The sequence below is a fragment of the Stenotrophomonas sp. GSD10 genome, from assembly GCF_056172695.1.
Genome location: NZ_JAOCMC010000002.1, coordinates 1,685,701 through 1,705,755, shown reverse-complemented (window position 1 = coordinate 1,705,755; position 20,055 = coordinate 1,685,701). Strand labels below are relative to the sequence as shown.

The window sequence follows — 20,055 nt, the reverse complement described above, 5'->3', positions numbered from 1 at the left end:
AGGTCTAGCTGCGACAACCGGAAGCAGCCGCAAGCCTCTTCGCCAAATCGTCCGCCATAGTCAAGGCGTTCTTCGCCGCCGAGGATAGCGCTGCACCGGGCTTGCTACCAGCCCAGCTCTCAAAGTTCCTGGGTCCCGGCAGCGCACTTGTCAACTCGCGTTCAAGATTGAGCATGTCTTGCCTCGTCCCTCGCGCCACCTCAATTACGTCCCAGTCACGCGGAATGGAATTCCCGTATCGAGCCCTCGGATTGGCCACTTCTTGAGTGATACCCCACTTCTGGAAAACACCGGACTCGTCATACTGCGCATACAGAACTGAGGGCTTAGTTGACGTCTTTGAATTGCCATGAACACTCGGTTTCAGCTTTGGCTTCGGACCAGGCTTTCGTGCAAACTGGCCATTCTTTCGATGCTTGTTCCATAGCCCTAAGGGATCGACAAAACACAGCGCATTTGAACCAAACTCGTACACATTTACTACGCCGGAATCCAAGCCGATTGGATCCTGAGAGATGTAGCCGCCAATCCAAGTGTCGTAGTAGCGATGACGGTTGTAATGAAGACCGGTTTCTTCGTCGTAGCACTGCCCGAGCAGGCGGAGAGATTGTTCTAACTTGCAGTTATCGGAGACAAATGCAGCGCCGAGGCCCGTGAATCGCGCTTGCCAATGCAGGGTCCCATTCGTGTCCAGAATTCGAACGGCAGCTCCATTCGGGTCGAGTTGGTAAAGCAGTGCTACCGTCGTCGAATCTTCTTTCAGAGTTGCCTTAGATAGCTCTTCAACGTCAGCGACGGGACTCTCTCCAGAGCGATCTTCTGCGGCCGGATAGGCGACATGCGAGGAACAGTACTCTGCGCCCCCTTCCTTTGACATCTCTGCCAAGTCAGCTGTTGGCTCTCCCAGAACGAATTGGCCCAGCGCCCCAAACCCCTTACCTCCAATAGAGTCCATCAATGGCGCTCTTTTTCTGGGGACGTCGGCAGACTCAACTTTTGCTGGACCACCTGGCACAGTTCGCGCTGAGATTGGAAGCTCACCAGCACATCCCTCCGCTCGCTTCACAAGAAGTGCAAGAGGTTCAAACGTACCCGGGTAGTACACATACTCCCGCACTCGCTCATGCAGCTTTTCCAACCGCCGCTGCCGGCGCCTCACCTCCACCAGGCTCGCCACATTCCCCACCCACACCGGCGCCGCCTCTTCGGCGTCATTAGCCTGCTGCACCTCCCCCAGCAACGCATCGCCATCCCAGAAGAACCACGTCGTCTGCGTCGGGTTACGCTTGAACACCCGCCGTCCCAACGGGTCATAGCCGTAGTACGTTGACTGCCCGTTGCGGCGACTCTCGGCCAACCGATGGTTGGCATCCCAGATCAGCGTCAGGTCATCCGGCACATCCCCATGCGGTACGCCCTTGCGAACCAGGTCGCCCGCCCGGTCAAACACGTAGTGCATGCCCTGGTAGGTGCCCTCGCGCGTCCAGGTGGTCAGGTCGTCATCGTCGCCGCCCACCACCTTGCGCGCCTGCACCTGCTTCACCTCGGTGCGCAGCCTGTCGCCGGCCGGGTCGTTGAAGTAGCGCTCGACCCTTCCCTTCGGGTCGATGTGCTGCAGCAGGCGCCCAATCGCGTCGTAGCGGTACTCGTCCACGCCCTGTGCGCTGTCGCTGCGACGGGTCAGGTTGCCACTGCGGTCATAGTCGTAGCGAGTCTCGAACAGCGGCGCAGCATCCTTCAGTATCGACTGCGAGGTCAGCAGGTTGCGGCTGTCATAGGTGAAGTCGCGCTGCAGATGCGGGCTCAGCTGCTCGCGTGTCGTGCGACCCAACGCGTCGCGCTCAATGGAAATCGGCGGCTCGTCATTGATCGCCACCGATACCGCCTGGTCTCGCAGATCGTAGCCAAACGCCACCCGGTTACCCATCGATGTCTCGCGCAGGACCTCATTTCCCACTTCATCGTAGCCATAGCCCACGCGGAAACCATCCTGCTGCTCTTCCAGCAGCTGGCCCAGCACGTCATACACGCGCTTCACTGTACGCGACGGATTGCGCAGCTCGACAATCTGGCCCTGCACGTCGTAGGCAAAGTGCTCCTGTACCTGCTGGCCAGGATGGCGCACATCCGGCAGCGTCTTGCGGGTGATGCGCCCAAGCTTGTCGGTAGCGAAGGCGATGCGCTGACCCAATGGATCCAGGGTCGCCGTCAGTCGCCCGGCAGCATCGTAGCTGTAGCGCCGCGACTGGCCCCAGTAATCAACCTCCTCGACGATGCGTCCCAGCGCATCGCGCACCAGCTGGTAGGTTTCGCCGCGCTGGTTGATGACCGCGACCAGCTGCTCCTCGGTGTCGTAGCGGTACTCCACACTGTGGCCGTCTGCCTGCAGCCGCTTGCCGATCTGGCCGATGCCCACGTACTGCAGCCGCGTCTGCGCGCCCACCTCATCGGTGTAGCGGACCAGCTGATCTTCGGCATCGTACTCGCAGCGCACGCCGCTGCCGTCCGGGCCAATCGTGCCGAGCAGGCGACCCTTGGCGTCGTACTCGTAGCGACTGACCTGTCCCAACGGATCCACCTGGCGCAGCAGGTTGCCTAGTGGGTCATGCTCATAACGACTTTCGTGGCCCAGCGCATCAATGACGGCAGCGACCAGTCCATGCCGGTCATAGCGCAGGCGTGTGACCGCCTGGCGCGCGTTGGTCTGGGACTCCAACTGGCCCTGTGCGTCGTAGTCGAAGCGGGTGGTCGCACCCAACGGATCGGTCTGGCTGACCAGCAGGCCCTGGCCGTCATACGCCTGTTGCCAGTCGACGCCATCCGGCGTCCGCAACGACACCATGTGGTCGTCCAGGTCGTACTCCATCTGGATCGTCGTGCCATCGGCGCGGGTCAGGCAGATCAGGTTGCCATGCGCATCATAGGCAAACGCCGTTCGGAGTCCCTCCGGATCGGTCACCGCCACGGTCCGCCCGAAATCGTCGTACTCGAACAGCGTCACGCCATCGAGCGGATCGATCTCGCACAGCGGCAGCTGGTTCTCGTCAAACTTGACCACGCTCAGGTGGCCCAGCGAGTCGGTTACCCGGGTCTCGCGCAGCAGCGCGTCGTACTCGAAATGATAATCGTACAGGCCGCCATCGCCCCAGGAATGCACCACCCTGCCCTGCGCGTCGAACGCGTAATGGAACGACAGTCCGACACGGTCGGTATGCCGCACCATGCGGTGCTGCGCGTAGGCAAACGTGCGCGGCGCGCCCAGCGCATCCACTGCAGCCAGCAGATCGCCGTCGGCACTGTAGCGGTAGCTCACCAGCGGATGCACCAGGCCGGTGGCCGGGTCATGCAGCGCCATGCGGTCGATGCGGCCGTGGCGCGCCTCCACCTCGATGAAACGGCCTTGCAGGTCACCGATGCCACTCTCGACGATGCGCACCAGATGGCCGTCGCGACGCTCGAACCGCCAGTGGTTGCCGTGCGCGTCCTCGATGCGCTCGATCGGCCAGGACTGTGGATTCGGCAGCACGCTCACGCCTGCCGGCAGTTCGCCACCGAACACATACTTCAGGCCACTCTTGAAGCGCACCTGCCATTGCCCGCGCCGCCGCAGCAGGCGCGCGCCATCGACGAAATCGAGGATCGCCCCGGCCTCGCCTTCAGCGGGTGGCAGCTCCGGGAAGAACGCGGCCTGGTCCGGACCGGACAACCACACGCTGCCGTCGTCCAGCAGTTCCAGGCGAATATCGGCCGGCGTCTGCCAGCCGGCGCCACACAAGCCGGGTTCGCCCGCGCGGCGCGAGCCATAACTGCGCTGCCAGGCGAAGGAAAGCCGCCCCGGAATGTCGAAGTCCTGGTGGCTGACCACCACGCTGCCATCGCGGATATCCACCGGCTCTGCACGCAGCACCTTGCATTTCAGGAAGCCGGAGGGCAGATGGCCCCACTTGCCGCGCCGCCACTTCGCGAACGCATCCATCTTCTTGCGGAAAAACGCACTCTTGCGCAGCTTGCCCAGTCCGGCGAACGCGGCGCGGAACGCCAGCGCGGTCCATGACACCGTCGGCGGCCCTCCCACCTTGACGCTGGTGGGAATGGCCACATTCAGGCCAGTCGGCAGCGACATCGCACGCAGTGGCTTCTTCGGCTTCTTCACCCGGAACGGATTGATCATGCCGGCCAGGTTGCAGTCCAGCACCGGCATCGCCAGCCGCGAGAACGGCTCGCCATCGGCCGACACCGTGCGGCTGCCCATGAAGATCTCTTCGCCGTCGAACTGCGGCCCCATCGGCGCAGCCAGCGGCGGTCCCCACACGCCCAGTGGAATGTGGATGTCCAGGCCGCCGGTACCGGCGGTGCCGCGATGGACACCGTTGACCTTGATGGTCGAGCCGATGAACGGAATGTAGTCGAACGGATCCAGCACCAGGCCGATATGCGGCGTCGGCAGCGGGCACGGCGGCACCGCGTACATGTGGATGTCGATGCCCAGCTGCGGATCGAAATGCTTGGCGGCGATGCTCACGGCAACACTCCCTGTTGCTTTACAAGGCGCGGAACAACGCGCGCAGGAACGCCTTTACTTCGTCACGGTACTCGGCGCTGATCCAGGTCACGACGATGATGCCCAGCACGATGGCCACCAGCATCACCACGGTCTTGTTCGACTTCATGCAACAGCCACTCCTGTAACGGCAGGCCCGGCCGGCGCCGCCACGGACGCCTGCAGCAGGCCACTGGGATCGGGCAACGGCTGCATCGCCGGCGGCTCGCTCCACACCGGTATCTCGTGATCGAGCGGGTGTTCGATGGCCGGCAGGCCGTTCCAGCCCGGGTCGAGGAAGTCGCGGCCCACGGCCACGATCTTGCGGAAGAATTCGTCGCCTCCCTGGATCAACCGCTCGCGCTCCTGCTGGGCGCGGTGGAAGCCACGCTCCAGCGCGGCATCCAGCTCCGCGTCGATGGCGTCCAGCGCCGGCCGTGCGGGTCGCGGGCCGAGCGCGCGGCCCTGTGCATCGGCCTTTTCCAGCAGGCTGGTACTGGCCTGCAGGTAATCGGCGGCCACCTGCTGCAGCGATTCGCAGCGGCGCGCGTCCTGCAGCTGCAGCAGGTCCCACAGCGCCTGCGGCAGCGTGGTGGCCTTGCGGTCGGCCGGGGCCAGCGGCTTGGCGATGCGGATCGCTTCCAGCAACTGGGTGCGTGCCGCTTCGCGCTGGCCCGCCTGCAACTGGCACCAGCCAGCCATGCGCTGGCCCTCCAGCGCGAACATCGGATGTGGAATGCTGGCCGCCGACGCCGAGGCCTGCAGGTAGGTCTGCGCAGCACGCTCGGGCTGCTTGGCGGCCAACCAGCAACCGGCCTCGCCGAACCAGCTCTGCATCACCAGTTCCGGCGCAGCCGGGTTTCCGCTCATGCGTGCGCCTTCGGCCGCACTGCGCGCCTGCCGATAACTGTTGATCGCCTGGCCGTGATCGCCGTGCTTCAACCATGCGCCGGCCACCATCATCTGCACCACCGATTGCTGGTCCTGCCAGCCCTGCCGCTGCGCCAGCCCTTGTGCGCGCTCTGCGCGAGCAACAACCTGGGAAGGGCTGCCGCGTTCGAGCAGCAGCATCAGGTCGGCCAGCAGCTGCCGGTACAGCACATCCGGGCCGCGGCCGCCAGACTGCGCGGCGGTATCGCGGGCAATGCCGAACATGTCGATCGGCGCACTGACCACACGCGCGATCCTGCCGTGCCGCTCCAGCATCGCCTGCCAGCGCGGATCCTCCTCGGTATCCACCAGTACCAGACGCAGGCGCGGGCCAGGGCCGGCGGCCAGCGCGGCGTCCACCCAGCGCTCGAAACCTTCGCCGGGCACGCTGCGCTCGGGCTCCAGCACCGCCGCCAGCAGGCGCAGATGTTCGCCGTGGTGATCGATGAAACTTTCCAGCACCTCGACCACGCCCTGCGCGCTGTCCGGATGCCCTTCATGCGGGCCGCGCCAGCCCAGCGGCACCTGCTGCGCGCGCAGATCCTCCTGGCTGGCCACATAGCGCTCCAGCAGATCCTGCTTGAGCTGCCGGCTGTAGCGGAAGCCCAGTTCGTAGGCGGTATCGATGCGCAGGAAGTAGTCCGGTGTATCGCGCCCGGCATCGTGGCGCTGCATTTCGAAGAACGCTGCCAACAAGCGGCTTGCGGCAGCCGGCAAGCGCCAGACCAGCAGTCGTCGACTGCTGTCCGCGCTTGCCTCCAGCCAGGCATCGCGCAATGCGTTCAGGCCGCGCAGCATGGGGGTGTCCTGCATCGTGTTTCTCCCGTGCGGCTCAGCAGTTGAGCTTGATCTCGCTGCCATTGACCGAGACGCCACCGGCATCGATCACCACCTCCGAACCCCCGGCGGTGATCTTGATCGCGCTGTCGGTGATCTCGATGACCGAGCCGCCGACCTTGCTGGTGAGCTTCACCGCCGACTCCAGGCTCATCGCGCCGTCCGAGCCCTGGCTGTGGGTACCGCTGGCGTCCTGGCTGAAATTGCCGGTGACATCGATCACCCGCTCGCCGACATTGCTGTCGTCCACCTTGCCCTGCACCTTGCGCTTGTCCTGGCCGGTGATGGTCACATTGCGTGCGGCCTGCAGCGTTTCGGTGACCAGGCCACCCACGGTCCGGCTGGAGGTGGAGGTGACGGTCTCGGTCCAGGTGCCGGTACGCTGGCTGGTGTAGTTGCCGGTCAGGGTGGTCTTGAAATCGCCGGTGATGGTCTCGGTGTAGCCGGCGGCGGCAATCGTCTTGGTTTCGCCGGTCTCGTACTTCTCGGTCACCGCGCCGGTCACGTTGGTGGTGCGGGTACCGGTGACGCCGAGCGTATCGGTGCCGGTGACGGTGATGCCGCGGTTGCCGCCGACACTGATGTCCTGGTTGGCGCCCACGCCCATGGTGTGGTTCACCGCCACCGTGGTCGACTTGTTGTTCTGGATGCTGGCGTTCTGGTCGTTGAGCACGGTGGTGACCATGTCGCGCTGCGCGCGCATGTTCAGCAGCTCGCCACCGGCGCCATCGTGCATGGTGATCTCGTTCCAGCCGGCGCCTTTGACCGTCTTCGACTTCAGGCCACTCACTTCCATGCCGAATGGCGGCATGTTGTCTTCGTTGTAGACGCGGCCGGTGATGATCGGGCGATCCGGGTCGCCGTCGAGGAAGTCGACGATCACTTCCTGGCCCACGCGCGGTGGCGATACGCCGCCCATGTCGGCGCCGGCCCAGGGGCTGGCACTGCGGATCCAGCACGAGGCGTTCTCGCGGCGGTCCAGCTGGCGATCCCAGTGGAACTGCACCTTGACCCGTCCGTAGCGGTCGGCATGCAGCTCCTCACCCGGCGGGCCGACCACGGTGGCGGTCTGTGGGCCCGGCATGCGCGGCCACGGCGTGCGTCGCAGTGGGCGGTACGGGATGCGCCGGCGCAACACTTCGGCCTGCACCTCCACACTGGGCGCTTCGGCGCTGCCGAAATCGGCGGCGAAGTTGTTATGGCCTTCGCGCTGCACGCTGACCACGAAGAAGCTGCGATCGGCATCGTCGCGCCCGATGAAATCCGGGTGTCGCTCCAGTTCGAAGCAGGCGCCGGCGTCGAGCTCACCGGCATTGCCGGCGCATTCGAACAGCTTGGTCGGCCAGGTCACCTCTTCATTGCGTACATTGGCCAGCGCGGTACCGATGCGGCTGTTGCTGAAGCGTGCTGCACCATCGTAGCGGTACTGCTCCAGCGGCGGCAGCAGGCCCAGTGGCACCTGGTTGCCCTGGTTGCCGTCCAGCGCCTGGCTGGGCTGCTTGAAATCGAAGCTGCGCAGGGTCTGCACGCTCGGCCCGACCCGGCGCCGCGCGCCCCAGCGGTGCAGGCCGGTACTGGCCAGCGTGCCCTGATCGGAGACGAAGGCAATCGAGCGTGGCTCGCCATGCACGGTGCTCAGCGTGGAATCGTCGCTGATCACCATCGTGTGGCCTTCGTCATCGTGCACGAAGCTGTAGTACAGCCCGGCATCCTCCAGCAGGCGGCTGACGAAGGCGTAGTCCGATTCGTTGTACTGCACGCAGTACGGCAACGGCGCCAGCTTGCCGGCGTTGAGGTCGTAACGGAACTTCGCCAGCTGCGCGTAGCCGGCGAACACCTCTTCAACGATCTGCAACGCGGTGCGGTCCTGGAAGATGCGGCAGTTGCAGGTGTAGTCCAGGAATGCGAACCACGGCGCCAGCTCAGCGCGATACGCACTGAACTGTGCCTGCTGGCCGGTGCTGGCGAACTCGCGCACGTAGCCATGCACGCTGCGGTTGCCGAACTCGTCGCCCAGCTGCAGGCGCAGCGGCTGCCCGACCAGCTGCTTCAGCTCCAGCCGTGGCTGGATCGAGAGCAGGTCGATGCGGTAGCTGAACGGGTTCGACACCGCCTCGCTTCCCTCGAAGCGCTTGACCAGGAAGGTGTCCGGATCCAAGGCGGTGTCGACGCGGATCAGGCGTCGGTCCTGGTGCAGGCGCTGCAGCGCGGCGCCGGGAAGCAGTGATTCGGCGTACATCGGGCGTTCCGTCGTCCCATGTTGGTCGTGGCCCGACTTTGCCATTGACCTGTGCCATGCGCCAGCTTTTTGACGCACCTGCCTCTGGATAAGGAGATGAATTGATTAAGAAAATTGAAGGGAGTGCGAATTTGATCACAGATATGTGGGTGTGTGACGGCTGTTCAGGGCGGCGTCCGAGGCGCACCATGTGCGCCCGCTTTCAAAAGGATGTGTCATGCGCCCGCTGTATCTCTGTGTCCTGTTGGCCGCGTCATTGCCGGCCGCTGCCGCACCTTCGGCGCCCTTCCCCTTCACCCACCACGACTGGACCCTGGCCTGCGACAACATCCGCACCTGTCGCGCGGCGGGCTACCAGCAGGATGAAGGTGATGCGGCGCCCGTGTCGGTACTGCTGACCCGCGCCGCTGGGCCGGGCCAGCGCGTCGAGGCGCAGCTGCTGCTGGGCCAGTACGATGAGGACTCGCCAAGACCCCCGGCGCAGGCGCAGCTGCAGATCAACGGCAAGGATCTGGGCCGCTTGCAGCTGCAGGGCGGCGGCGCCACGCTTTCCGCCGCGCAGACCGATGCCCTGCTGGCCGCGTTGACCCGCAGCAGCCGCATCGTGGTGATCGGCAACGGCCCGCAGCGTTGGACGCTGTCCGACCGCGGCGCCTCGGCGGTGCTGCTGAAGATGGACGAGTTCCAGGGCCGCCTCGGCACCACGGGCGCACTGATGCGCAAGGGAAGCGCGGGCGAAGGCAAGGTAGTGCCGGCACTACCGGTGCCGGTGGTGACGCTGGCCAAGCTGGCACCCGCGCGTCCCGGCGATGCCGCTCTGGCGCAGTCGCCTGCCCTGCGCGCCGCGTTGCGCAGCGCGACGCCGGGCGACGACTGCAGCGCGATCAGCGCCGAAGGCCATCCGCTGGTCAGCGAGCCGCAGGAGCTGAGCGTCACCCGCCTGTCGAAGGACAAGGTGCTGGTGTCGACGCTGTGCTGGCGCGCCGCGTACAACGAGGGCTACGGCTTCTGGGTGGCCAACGACAAGGCGCCGTTCCAGCCGGTGCTGGTGACCACCTCCGGGACCGACAACGACGGCGCCACCATCAGCGCCTGGCAGAAGGGGCGCGGCCTCGGCGATTGCGGCTGGACCGCCGACTGGGGCTGGGATGGCAAGCGCTTCGTGGCGACCAGTGAAGCCACCTCCGGCCTGTGCCGGATGGTGACCGCCGGTGGCGCATGGGAAATGCCCACCGTCGTCAGCAGGATCCAGCACTGAGCCTGACAACGGCCTCGCGCATGCCGATGCGCGAGGCAACATAGCCGCTCACGCCGGAAGGCAGTGCTCGACGATCAGCTGGATGGCGCTGCCACCGCGATAGTCATCGCAGGCCAGCCGGTAGGCCAGGTGCACGTGGCGGCTCGGCGCATTGCCATGCCAGCCGCCGAAATGGATCGCGTTGATCGTGCCGGGCACACCCGGCAGGCGCAGTTCCAGCTTGAGGTGGCGTTCCTTCAGCACGCGCCAGTTGGCCACTTCGAAATGGCCATCGAACAGCGGCTCGGGGAAGCCCTGCCCCCAAGGACCGGCCAGACGCAGCGCATCAGCGTGGCGATGGTCCAGTTCGTCCGCCGCCAGTTCGCCGTCGCTGAGCACCTGCTGTTGAAGTGCCGCCGGGTCGAGCATTTCCAGCACGACGGCGACGAAGGCCACCTTGAAGTCTTCAAGGTGATCCAGGCGCAGGCTGAGGCCGGCTGCCATGGCGTGACCGCCGAAGCGTTCGATCAGGCCCGGATGGCGTGCGTCGACCAATGCCAGCGCGTCACGGATATGCAGGCCCGGAATCGAGCGCGCCGAGCCACGCAGGGTGTCGGCACCGGGTTCGGCCGGGGCGAAGGCGATGACGGGCCGATGCAGGCGATCCTTCATTTTCGACGCGACCAGTCCGACCACGCCCGGATGCCACTCGGCATCGAACAGACAGGCCGCCACCGGCCGTTGCCCGGCCATCTCCAGCACCACGCGAGTCAGCGCCTGCTCGGCATCGTCGGTCATCGACTGCTGCACGGCGCGGCGCTCCGCATTGATCTGCTCCAGCGTCTGCGCGATCTCGCGCGCCTGGCGCGGGTCCTCGGTCAGCAACAGCGCGATGCCCAGCGCCATGTCTTCCAGCCGGCCGGCGGCATTCAGGCGTGGACCGAGCGCGAAGCCGATGTCCGTGGCGGTCAGTCGCGCGGCATCGCGGCCGCTGGCTTCGATCAAAGCACGCAGGCCGACACAGCCCTGCCCCGCCCGCAGGCGGCGCAGGCCCGCACTGACCAGCGCACGGTTGTTCGGGTCCAGCGCCACCAGGTCGGCCACGGTGCCGACCGCTACCAGGTCCAGCAGCGCGGTCAGATCCGGGCCCTTGCCATCGGCGAAGACACCGGCCTCGCGCATCTGCCGGCGCAGCGCCATCAGCACGTAGAAGATCACGCCGACGCCGGCCAGCGACTTGCTGGGGAAGGCGTCGCCGTCCAGATTGGGGTCGACGATCACGTCGGCCGGCGGCAGCTGCGGCCCCGGCAGATGGTGGTCGGTGACCAGCACCTGCCAGCCGCGCGCCTTGGCGGCGGTGACGCCGGCATGGCAGGCGATGCCATGGTCGACGGTGACCAGCAGGTCCGGCTGCAGCGCGGCCAGTTCCTCCACGAGCGACGGCGACAGGCCGTAGCCATGCACCATGCGGTTCGGCACCGCGTGGAAGACATGCTGCGCGCCGAGCATGCGCAGGCCACGCACGCCGACCGCGCAGGCGGTGGCGCCATCGCAATCGAAATCGCCGACCACCAGGATGCGCTTTTCGTTGGCGATGGCCTCGACCAGCAGGCCCACCGCAGCGTCGATGCCGGTCAGCAGTTCCGGCGCATGCAGGTTGCCCAACTTGGGCAGCGCCAGTTCCGGGGTGTGCGCCGCGGGCGGCGTACAGGCGTGCAAGCAGTGGCAGCGTGCCGTCGGGCCACGCACCGGGCACGACTGCATCGCGGCGGCGGATCATCGGCGTATCAGAGGCGGACTGCACAGCTTCGGCGGCAAGGGACATCGGCATCGCCGGTTACGAAAGACCCGCCGATGATACCGCCACGGCAACCGACCGGTAGAGTCGACTGTCAGTCGACTGCACTTCACTCGGATGCAGGCAACCCCGCGCATTGCGCGTCAGTCGACTAACAGTCGACTCTACCGGATCCAATCGGCGCTCAATCGTGAAGCTGGCGTGGCTTCTTCCAGAACTGCCAGCGCTGGCCACGGTCGAGCTGGAACTGCAGGCCATCCTCGAAATCGAGCACCAACCGCTGCAGCTCGCCACGCTTGAGCGCGGCCAGCAACGGCCGGATCGCATCATTGCCCAACTGCTGCAATGAACGCAGCTGGCGCAGGTCGACCAGGGCATCCACCGCCTGCTCGCCATCGACGGCAACGCCTGCCGCCTGGGCCAGGCCCTGCAGCAGGGCGTCGCGGCTGCGCACCTGCGCGTGCGCGGTACTGACCGACACCGGCATCACGCCACCGCCCCAGAACCACAACGAATTGATCGGCTGCTGGCCCTGCGCGGAACGTTGCTGGTTCCAGGAATGGTTGTGCAGCAGCACCTGCGCTTCGGTCATCAGCGCGCGCCAGCGGCGACCGCCCTCGCCTTCGGGCAGGTGCGAGAACAGGTCATCGCCCAGCACTTCGTCGGGGCTGTCGAAATCCGGCAACGCCAGATCGATCGGCAGCCGCAGGTACCAGCGCGAGGGATCGGGCGCATCCAGCAAAAACCGGCGTCGGCGAACAACGGCTGCAGTACCGGCAGCAGGGCCAGACTGTCGGCCAGCGTCGGCCGCAACGTTTCGCCGTAGGCCATCATCCGTGCGCCATGCATGTCCGGCACCATGCAGGCCGGGTCGGCGCGCAGCCAGCTGGCGCCGGCGGCGTCGCCGACGTCGCGCTGGCGGGTCAACGCGGCCACCGGCCAGTGCGGCGCGGCGACCGTGAAATGGCGCGTCAGCTGTGCGCGTTCGCCCGGCGCGACCTGCAGCGTGGTGGCACGGCCGAGCGCGCGTGCCACATCGTCCGGCAGCGCAGCCGCGGCAAAGCGGCTGCGTGCCGGCAACAGCAGGGTCGCCGTTGCCACGCGTCAGTCCACGTAGCTGACGCTGACGATTTCGTACTCGCGCTGGCCGGCCGGGGCGTCGATCACGATCGAGTCGCCTTCCAGCTTGCCGATCATCGCGCGCGCCACCGGCGAGGAAATCGCGATCAGGCCCAGCTTGATGTCCGCTTCCAGGTCACCGACGATCTGGTACTTCTTCTCTTCGTCGGTTTCCACGTCGGCCAGGGTCACGCTGGCGCCGAACACCACCTTCGAACCGGCGTTGAGCTTGCTTACGTCGATGATCTCGGCGTGCGACAGCTCGCCTTCCAGCTGCTTGATGCGGCCTTCGATGAAGCCCTGTTCCTCGCGCGCGGCGTGGTACTCGGCGTTCTCCTTCAGGTCACCGTGCTCGCGCGCCTCGGCGATGGCCGCAATGACCTTCGGACGCTTGACCGACTTCAGGTGATCCAGTTCATCGCGCAGCCTCTGCGCGCCCTTCATCGTGATGGGGGCTCTCATGCATTCAACTCCTTGTGCAGCTCCTGCAGCGACCAGACGGGGCCGGTGCCGCGGAATTCCAGTGAATCCACCAGCGCCTTGGCGCCGGCAATGGTGGTCGAGTAGGTGACGCGATGCTGCAGCGCCTCGCGACGGATCGAGAACGAATCGTTGATCGCCGAGCGACCTTCGGTCGTGTTGACGATGTAGACGATCTCGCCGTTCTTGATCGAGTCGACGATGTGCGGACGGCCTTCGACCACCTTGTTGATGATCTCGCAGTCCATGCCGTGCTGCTGCAGCCACGCGGCGGTGCCACGGGTGGCGACCAGGCTGTAGCCACGCGCCAGCAGCGCCTTGGCCACCGGCAGCACGCGCTTCTTGTCCGGATCGCGCACCGACACGAAGGCCTTGCCGATCGGCGGGGTCTTGATGCCGCCGGCTTCCTGCGCACGCGCGAAGGCGGCGTTGAAGGTGCGACCCACGCCCATCACTTCGCCGGTGGAGCGCATTTCCGGCCCGAGGATCGGATCCACGCCCTGGAACTTGGCGAACGGGAAGATCGCTTCCTTCACCGAGTAGTAGTCCGGCACGATTTCCTTGGTCGCGCCCTGCTCGGCAAGGGTCTTGCCCGCCATGCAGCGGGCGGCGATCTTGGCCAGCGCCATGCCGGTGGCCTTGGACACGAACGGCACGGTGCGCGAGGCACGCGGGTTCACTTCCAGCAGGTAGATGGTGTCGGCACCTTCGTCGCTGGTCTGGATCGCGAACTGGGTGTTCATCAGGCCGACCACGTTCAGGGCCTTGGCCAGCTCCACCACCTGGCGACGCAGCTCGGCCTGGGTTTCAGCCGACAGCGAGTACGGCGGCAGCGAGCAGGACGAGTCGCCCGAGTGCACGCCGGCTTCTTCGATGTGCTCCATCACGCCGCCGATCAGCACGTTGCCATCCTTGTCGGCAATGATGTCCACGTCGCACTCGACGGCGTTGTCGAGGAAGCGGTCCAGCAGCACCGGCGAATCGTTGGACACCTTCACCGCGTCACGGACGTAGCGGGCCAGGTCGGACTCACCGTAGACGATTTCCATCGCGCGGCCACCCAGCACGTAGCTCGGGCGCACCACCAGCGGATAGCCGATCTCGCGGGCCAGCAGCAGGGCTTCCTGGTCGTTGCGGGCGATGCGGTTCGGCGGCTGCTTCAGGCCCAGCTTGTCGACCAGCTGCTGGAAGCGCTCGCGGTCTTCGGCCAGGTCGATCGAGTCGGGGCTGGTGCCGATCACCGGCACGCCGTTGGCTTCCAGCGCGCGCGCCAGCTTCAGCGGGGTCTGGCCGCCGTACTGCACGATCACGCCCTTCGGCTGTTCCAGTTCGACGATTTCCAGCACGTCTTCCAGGGTCAGCGGCTCGAAGTACAGGCGGTCGGAGGTGTCGTAGTCGGTCGACACGGTTTCCGGGTTGCAGTTGACCATGATGGTTTCATAGCCATCCTCGCGCAGCGCCAGTGCCGCGTGCACGCAGCAGTAGTCGAACTCGATGCCCTGGCCGATGCGGTTCGGGCCACCGCCCAGGATCATGATCTTGTCGCGGTTGGTCGGCGCGGCCTCGCACTCGTCCTCGTAGGTCGAGTACAGGTAGGCGGTACCGGTGGAGAACTCACCGGCGCACGAGTCCACCCGCTTGTAGACCGGGCGCACCTTGTGGGCACGACGCAGCGCGCGGATGGCCGCTTCGTTGGTGCCGGTCAGCTGGGCCAGGCGGGCGTCGGAGAAACCGGCGCGCTTGAGCTTGCGCAGGCGTGCAGCGTCCAGCGCGTCGATGCCACCGGCAGCGACGTCAGCTTCGGCAGCGATGATTTCCTCGATCTGGTCCAGGAACCAATGATCGATGAACGACAGTGCGTAGATCTCTTCCACGCTCATGCCGGCGCGGAAGGCGTCGGCGACGAAGAACAGACGCTCCGGGCCCGGTGCCTTCAGTTCGCGGCGCAGGGTCTGCAGGTCTTCTTCGTTACCCAGGTCCAGGCCGGTCGGGTCGAAGCCGACCTTGCCGGTTTCCAGGCCACGCAGCGCCTTCTGCACCGACTCCTGGAAGGTACGGCCCATCGCCATCACCTCGCCCACCGACTTCATCTGGGTGGTCAGGCGTGCATCAGCGGCCGGGAACTTCTCGAAGGCAAAACGCGGAATCTTGGTGACCACGTAATCGATGGACGGCTCGAACGAGGCCGGGGTCAGGCCGCCGGTGATCTCGTTCTTCAGTTCGTCCAGGGTGTAGCCCACCGCCAGCTTGGCGGCGACCTTGGCGATCGGGAAGCCGGTGGCCTTGGAGGCCAGCGCCGAGGAACGCGACACGCGCGGGTTCATCTCGATGACGACCACGCGGCCGGTCTTCGGGTTGATGCCGAACTGCACGTTCGAGCCACCGGTATCCACGCCGATCTTGCGCAGCACGGCGATGGAGGCATCGCGCAGGCGCTGGTATTCCTTGTCGGTCAGGGTCTGGGCCGGGGCCACGGTGATCGAGTCACCGGTGTGCACGCCCATCGGGTCCAGGTTTTCGATCGAGCAGACGATGATGCAGTTGTCCGCGGTATCGCGGACCACTTCCATCTCGAACTCCTTCCAGCCCAGCACCGACTCTTCCACCAGCACTTCGGTGGTCGGCGACAGCTCCAGGCCGCGGCTGACGATCTCCACCAGCTCTTCGCGGTTGTAGGCGATGCCGCCACCGCTGCCGCCCAGGGTGAAGCTGGGGCGGATGATGGTCGGGTAGCCGACGCGGGTCTGGATCTCCAGCGCTTCGTCCAGGGTGTGGGCGACGGCGGCGGTCGGGCATTCCAGGCCGATCTCACCCATGGCCACGCGGAACAGCTCGCGGTCTTCGGCCATGCGGATCGCTTCGCGCTTGGCGCCGATCAGCTCGACGTTGTACTTCTCCAGCACGCCGTGGTCGGCCAGGTCCAGCGCGCAGTTCAGCGCGGTCTGGCCACCCATGGTCGGCAGCAGCGCATCGGGCTTTTCCTTGGCGATGATCTTCTCGACCGTCTGCCAGTTGATCGGCTCGATGTAGACGGCGTCAGCCATCTCCGGGTCGGTCATGATGGTGGCCGGGTTGCTGTTGACCAGCACCACGCGGTAACCCTCGTCGCGCAGGGCCTTGCAGGCCTGGGCGCCAGAGTAGTCGAACTCGCAGGCCTGGCCGATGACGATCGGGCCAGCACCGATGATGAGGATGGTCTTGAGGTCAGTGCGCTTGGGCATTTTCTTCTCTAAGTCAGTACAGCGTGACAAGGGGGAGTGATCGCACGCTGTCGATCAGGAATCTTGATCCGCAGCGCCGCGCCAGGGGCAGCCGCGATGCGGGGTTTACGGTCCATCGCGACGCCACCGGCGGGCCGGCGGCGTACTGATCACGCCTTGGCCTGCTCCATCAGCACCACGAAGCGGTCGAACAGCGGGCCGACATCGGTCGGGCCCGGCGACGCTTCCGGGTGGCCCTGGAACGAGAAGGCCGGCACGTCGGTGCGGGCGACGCCCTGGTTGGTACCGTCGAACAGCGAGCGGTGGGTCACGCGCAGGGTGGCCGGCAGGGTCGCTTCATCGATCGCGAAGCCGTGGTTCTGCGAGGTGATCATCACCCGGCCGTTGTCCAGGTCCTGCACCGGGTGGTTGGCACCGTGGTGGCCGTGGCCCATCTTCATGGTCTTCGCGCCCGAGGCCAGGCCCAGCAGCTGGTGGCCCAGGCAGATGCCGAAGGTCGGGATCTTCACATCGATGAAGGTCTTGATCGCTTCGATGGCGTAGTCGCACGGTTCCGGGTCACCCGGGCCGTTGGACAGGAACACGCCGTCCGGCTTCAGCGCCAGCACTTCGGCGGCCGGGGTCTGGGCCGGCACCACGGTCACTTCGCAGCCGCGCTCGGCCAGCATGCGCAGGATGTTGGTCTTCACGCCGAAGTCGTAGGCCACGACCTTGAACCGGGCCGGCACGCTGACGAAGGCGTTGGCGTCCAGGTCCAGCTGGCCCTCGGTCCAGGTGTAGGTCTTCTCGGTAGTGACGACCTTGGCCAGATCCATGCCCTTCAGCCCCGGGAACGTGCGGGCAGCTTCCAGTGCCTTTTCCACGTCGATGTCGCCGGCCATCAGCGCACCGTTCTGCGCGCCCTTCTCGCGCAGGATGCGGGTCAGCTTGCGGGTGTCGATGCCGGCGATGGCGACCACGCCCCGCTGGATCAGCCAGTCCTGCAGCGACACCTGGCTGCGCCAGTTGCTGGGGCGGCGCGGCACATCGCGCACGATCAGGCCGGCCGACCACACCTTGGACGCTTCATTGTCCTGGTCGGTCATGCCGGTGTTGCCGATATGCGGATAGGTCAGCGTGACCATCTGCCGGGCGTAGGACGGGTCGGTCAGCACTTCCTGGTAACCGGTCATGGCGGTGTTGAACACCACTTCACCGACGGACAGGCCGGGCGCGCCTACGGATTCGCCCTCGAATACGGTGCCGTCTTCGAGGACGAGGATTGCGGCTTGGGTCACGGAAATCTCACTTTGGCTACCGAGGGGGTGCCGAAGTCACGCCTGTGCTTCTCGGGAATCGGGTTGCAAAAAAGCGCGGACGTGCGGTACAGGACCGGTCCGGCTTTGGTGATTCGGCGAGTGCGAATTGTAGCGCTGCCGGGCCGCTCGCGCCAGCGGTTATCGCGCTTCATGAACAGGCGATTGCGCATTCATTTCAATACGCCCGCGTGTGCAAAGCACGATGGCCGGGGTCGGATCCCTTTTCCTGCGGGAAAAGGGCTCTCATCCTACGGTAGTGTCGGCCGCTGGCCTGCAATCCCAACGGCCTCAGCCGCCCCGAGGCTGCCGGCCAGCGGCCGGCACTACCGTCCTACTGCAGCAGATCGCGCACGCGGTAGCTGCCCGGCGCCCGGCCCTGCAGCTGGCGGGCGGCGAACAGGCGCCGCGGGCGAAGATGTCGCGGTTGGTCGCCCGATGCACCAGCTCGATGCGCTCGCCCGGCCCGGTGAACTGGACCAGATGTTCACCCACGATGTCGCCCGCCCGCAGACTGGCGTAGTGCGGCTGTGCCCCGCCCCGCTGCGCGGCCGCGCCGAGGGTCAGCGCGGTGCCCGACGGCGCGTCCTTCTTCTGGGTGTGGTGCGATTCGACGATGTCGCAGTCCCAGCCGGCCAGCGCCTGCGCCGCGCGCTCGACCAGCTCGTCCAGCACCGCCACGCCCAGGCTGAAGTTCGAGGCCCAGACCAGCGCGATCTGCGTCGCCGCCGTGTCCAGCGCCTGCCGCTGCGCCGTGGAAATGCCGGTGGTGCCGGAAACCAGGCCGGCGCCGCGCTCCACGCACAGCGCCAGCATCGGGTCGAAGCCTTCGGGCAGGCTGAAGTCGATCGCCACGTCGAACGCCGGCGCACCGGGCAGCTCGCTGGCCGCGAAGAACGGCACGCCATCGACCACGCGCTGGGCCGGCGCACGGCCGGTCACCGCCGCGACGATCTGCAGGCTGTCGGGATGTTCGGCGGCCAGCCGCAGCAGGGCCTGGCCCATGCGCCCGGAAGCGCCGTGAATGAGCAATCGCAGGGGAGTCTGGTTCATGCCTGCAGGCTAGCGGCAGCACGCCCGCTCCGGCAAGCGCCATCGCTGCTACGCTGCATGCCCTTTCATGCAATGGATGGCAGCTCCCTCATGCAGATCAGCGAACAGCTGGTGCTGGTCACCGGCGCCGGTCGCGGCCTCGGCCAGCACATCGCCCGTGCCTTCGCCGCGCAGGGCGCACGGGTGATCATCAATTACCGCCGCAGCGAAGCTGCCGCCCGTGCACTGGCCAGCGAACTGGGAGGGCAGGCCATCGCCCTGCAGGCTGACATCACCGACCGCGCCCAGGTGGACTCGATGCTGCAGCACGCGCTGACCCACTTCGGCCAGGGCGTGAACACCGTGGTCAACAACGCGCTGGCCACGTTCTCGTTCAATGGTGACGCCCGCGACGGCGCTGCCGACATCGGCTGGCCAGCGTTCCAGGCACAGTTCGAAGGCAGCGTGCGCGGTGCATTGAACACGGTGCAGGCCGCCCTGCCCGGCATGCAGGCCCGGCGCTTCGGCCGTGTCATCAATATCGGTACCAATCTGTTCCAGAACCCGGTGGTGCCCTACCACGACTACACCGCGGCGAAGGCCGCGCTGCTGTCGCTGACCCGCACCCTGGCCGGCGATCTCGGCCCGCACGGGATCACCGTGAACATGCTGTCCGGCGGCCTGCTGCGCACCACCGATGCCAGCGCCGCCACGCCCGAAGCAGTATTCGACTACATCGCCGCCAACACGCCGCTGCGCAGCGTCACCACCCCGGCCGAGTTCGCCGATGCCGCGCTGTTCTTCGCCAGCCCATGGTCACGCGCGGTGACCGGCCAGAACCTGGTGGTGGATGGCGGCCTGGTAAGGGACTGAGCCGGTGCGCATTTCCGAGGTCAGCCGGCTGACCGGCGCCAGTGCCAAAGCCATCCGCCTGTACGAGGCACGCGGATTGCTGCCGCCGGTGCCACGCGTGAACCGCTATCGCGACTACAGTGAACAGGATGTGGCCTGGGTGCAGCTGATCCGCCAGGCGTTGGCGCTGGGCATCACGCTGGCCGCGATCTCGCGCCTGCAAGCATCCGACGGCCGGCTCGACTGGCCGGCCGTGCTGGCCTTGCTGGATCAACAGCGCAAGCGCATTGCCGGCGAGCGGGCGCGACTGGAGCAGGTTGACCTGGCCCTGCAGCAGGTCAGCGATGAACTACGGCAGTGGCTGCACTCCGGCAGCGGCGACTGCGTTGTGGCCGCCAGCGGCTGCGCCACCGGCGTTTGACTCTGCCCCAGGGGCAGACCGCACCCTCGCGCACTTTCCATTGCCGAGGTTGCC

General features: G+C 66.4%; 10 protein-coding genes and 3 pseudogenes. 3 read left to right on the top strand and 10 right to left on the bottom strand.

The window, feature by feature from the left end; genetic code table 11:
• Nucleotides 1-4: 4 nt before the first annotated feature.
• From N4G47_RS08145 to N4G47_RS08130, 4 genes are read right to left on the bottom strand one after another with little or no spacing between them, the layout of a single operon-like run.
• On the bottom strand, nt 5-4,522 hold the full coding sequence (locus N4G47_RS08145) for an RHS repeat-associated core domain-containing protein (RefSeq protein WP_475286369.1): 4,518 nt from the start codon (nt 4,520-4,522) through the stop codon (nt 5-7).
• 19 nt (nt 4,523-4,541) lie between these two features.
• Nucleotides 4,542-4,670, bottom strand: coding sequence for a hypothetical protein (locus N4G47_RS08140; RefSeq protein WP_006441023.1), 129 nt, complete (start codon nt 4,668-4,670; stop codon nt 4,542-4,544).
• A complete protein-coding gene (locus N4G47_RS08135) occupies nt 4,667-6,283 on the bottom strand; it encodes a hypothetical protein (protein ID WP_475286367.1) in 1,617 nt (538 codons plus the stop codon). The genes N4G47_RS08140 and N4G47_RS08135 overlap by 4 nt, the downstream gene beginning before the upstream one ends.
• Nucleotides 6,284-6,302: 19 nt before the next feature.
• Nucleotides 6,303-8,546 (bottom strand): type VI secretion system Vgr family protein, encoded by a 2,244-nt coding sequence (locus tag N4G47_RS08130; RefSeq protein WP_475286365.1) that lies wholly within the window; start codon nt 8,544-8,546, stop codon nt 6,303-6,305.
• Between the two features lie 217 nt (nt 8,547-8,763).
• Here N4G47_RS08130 and N4G47_RS08125 point away from each other — a divergent pair, with 217 nt between their 5' ends.
• A complete protein-coding gene (locus N4G47_RS08125; protein WP_475286363.1) occupies nt 8,764-9,804 on the top strand; it encodes a DUF1176 domain-containing protein in 1,041 nt (346 codons plus the stop codon).
• Between the two features lie 48 nt (nt 9,805-9,852).
• Here the strand turns inward: N4G47_RS08125 and recJ are convergent.
• From recJ to N4G47_RS08095, 6 genes and pseudogenes are all read right to left on the bottom strand, one after another.
• A pseudogene (gene recJ, locus N4G47_RS08120) lies at nt 9,853-11,608 on the bottom strand (single-stranded-DNA-specific exonuclease RecJ).
• A 157-nt stretch (nt 11,609-11,765) separates the two neighbouring features.
• A pseudogene (locus N4G47_RS08115) lies at nt 11,766-12,682 on the bottom strand (phosphoglycerate mutase).
• Between the two features lie 3 nt (nt 12,683-12,685).
• Nucleotides 12,686-13,150: a transcription elongation factor GreA gene (gene greA, locus N4G47_RS08110; protein ID WP_170272484.1), complete on the bottom strand. Its 465-nt coding sequence runs from the start codon at nt 13,148-13,150 to the stop codon at nt 12,686-12,688.
• An 8-nt stretch (nt 13,151-13,158) separates the two neighbouring features.
• Nucleotides 13,159-16,401, bottom strand: a complete 3,243-nt coding sequence (carB, locus tag N4G47_RS08105) for a carbamoyl-phosphate synthase large subunit (protein ID WP_107232456.1) — start codon at nt 16,399-16,401, stop codon at nt 13,159-13,161.
• 149 nt (nt 16,402-16,550) lie between these two features.
• The gene (carA, locus tag N4G47_RS08100) at nt 16,551-17,678 is read right to left on the bottom strand and encodes a glutamine-hydrolyzing carbamoyl-phosphate synthase small subunit (RefSeq protein ID WP_475286360.1); all 1,128 of its coding nucleotides are present in this window, start codon (nt 17,676-17,678) and stop codon (nt 16,551-16,553) included.
• Nucleotides 17,679-18,030: 352 nt separating this feature from the next.
• Nucleotides 18,031-18,701, bottom strand: a pseudogene (locus tag N4G47_RS08095) (4-hydroxy-tetrahydrodipicolinate reductase).
• 138 nt (nt 18,702-18,839) lie between these two features.
• On the opposite strand from N4G47_RS08095, the gene N4G47_RS08090 reads away from it, so the two are divergent.
• Both N4G47_RS08090 and N4G47_RS08085 read left to right on the top strand, forming a co-directional pair.
• Nucleotides 18,840-19,601: a 3-oxoacyl-ACP reductase gene (locus tag N4G47_RS08090; RefSeq protein WP_475286358.1), complete on the top strand. Its 762-nt coding sequence runs from the start codon at nt 18,840-18,842 to the stop codon at nt 19,599-19,601.
• 4 nt (nt 19,602-19,605) lie between these two features.
• Nucleotides 19,606-20,001, top strand: coding sequence for a MerR family transcriptional regulator (locus N4G47_RS08085; RefSeq protein WP_475286356.1), 396 nt, complete (start codon nt 19,606-19,608; stop codon nt 19,999-20,001).
• Nucleotides 20,002-20,055: the final 54 nt, after the last annotated feature.

What these genes read in the sequence shown, in the direction of transcription:
- N4G47_RS08135 (WP_475286367.1), bottom strand. Translation starts at nt 6,283, where the DNA reads ATGCAGGACACCCCCATGCTGCGCGGCCTGAACGCATTGCGCGATGCC.
- N4G47_RS08125 (WP_475286363.1), top strand. Translation starts at nt 8,764, where the DNA reads ATGCGCCCGCTGTATCTCTGTGTCCTGTTGGCCGCGTCATTGCCGGCC.
- carB (WP_107232456.1), bottom strand. Translation starts at nt 16,401, where the DNA reads ATGCCCAAGCGCACTGACCTCAAGACCATCCTCATCATCGGTGCTGGC.
- N4G47_RS08130 (WP_475286365.1), bottom strand. Translation starts at nt 8,546, where the DNA reads ATGTACGCCGAATCACTGCTTCCCGGCGCCGCGCTGCAGCGCCTGCAC.
- N4G47_RS08140 (WP_006441023.1), bottom strand. Translation starts at nt 4,670, where the DNA reads ATGAAGTCGAACAAGACCGTGGTGATGCTGGTGGCCATCGTGCTGGGC.
- N4G47_RS08090 (WP_475286358.1), top strand. Translation starts at nt 18,840, where the DNA reads ATGCAGATCAGCGAACAGCTGGTGCTGGTCACCGGCGCCGGTCGCGGC.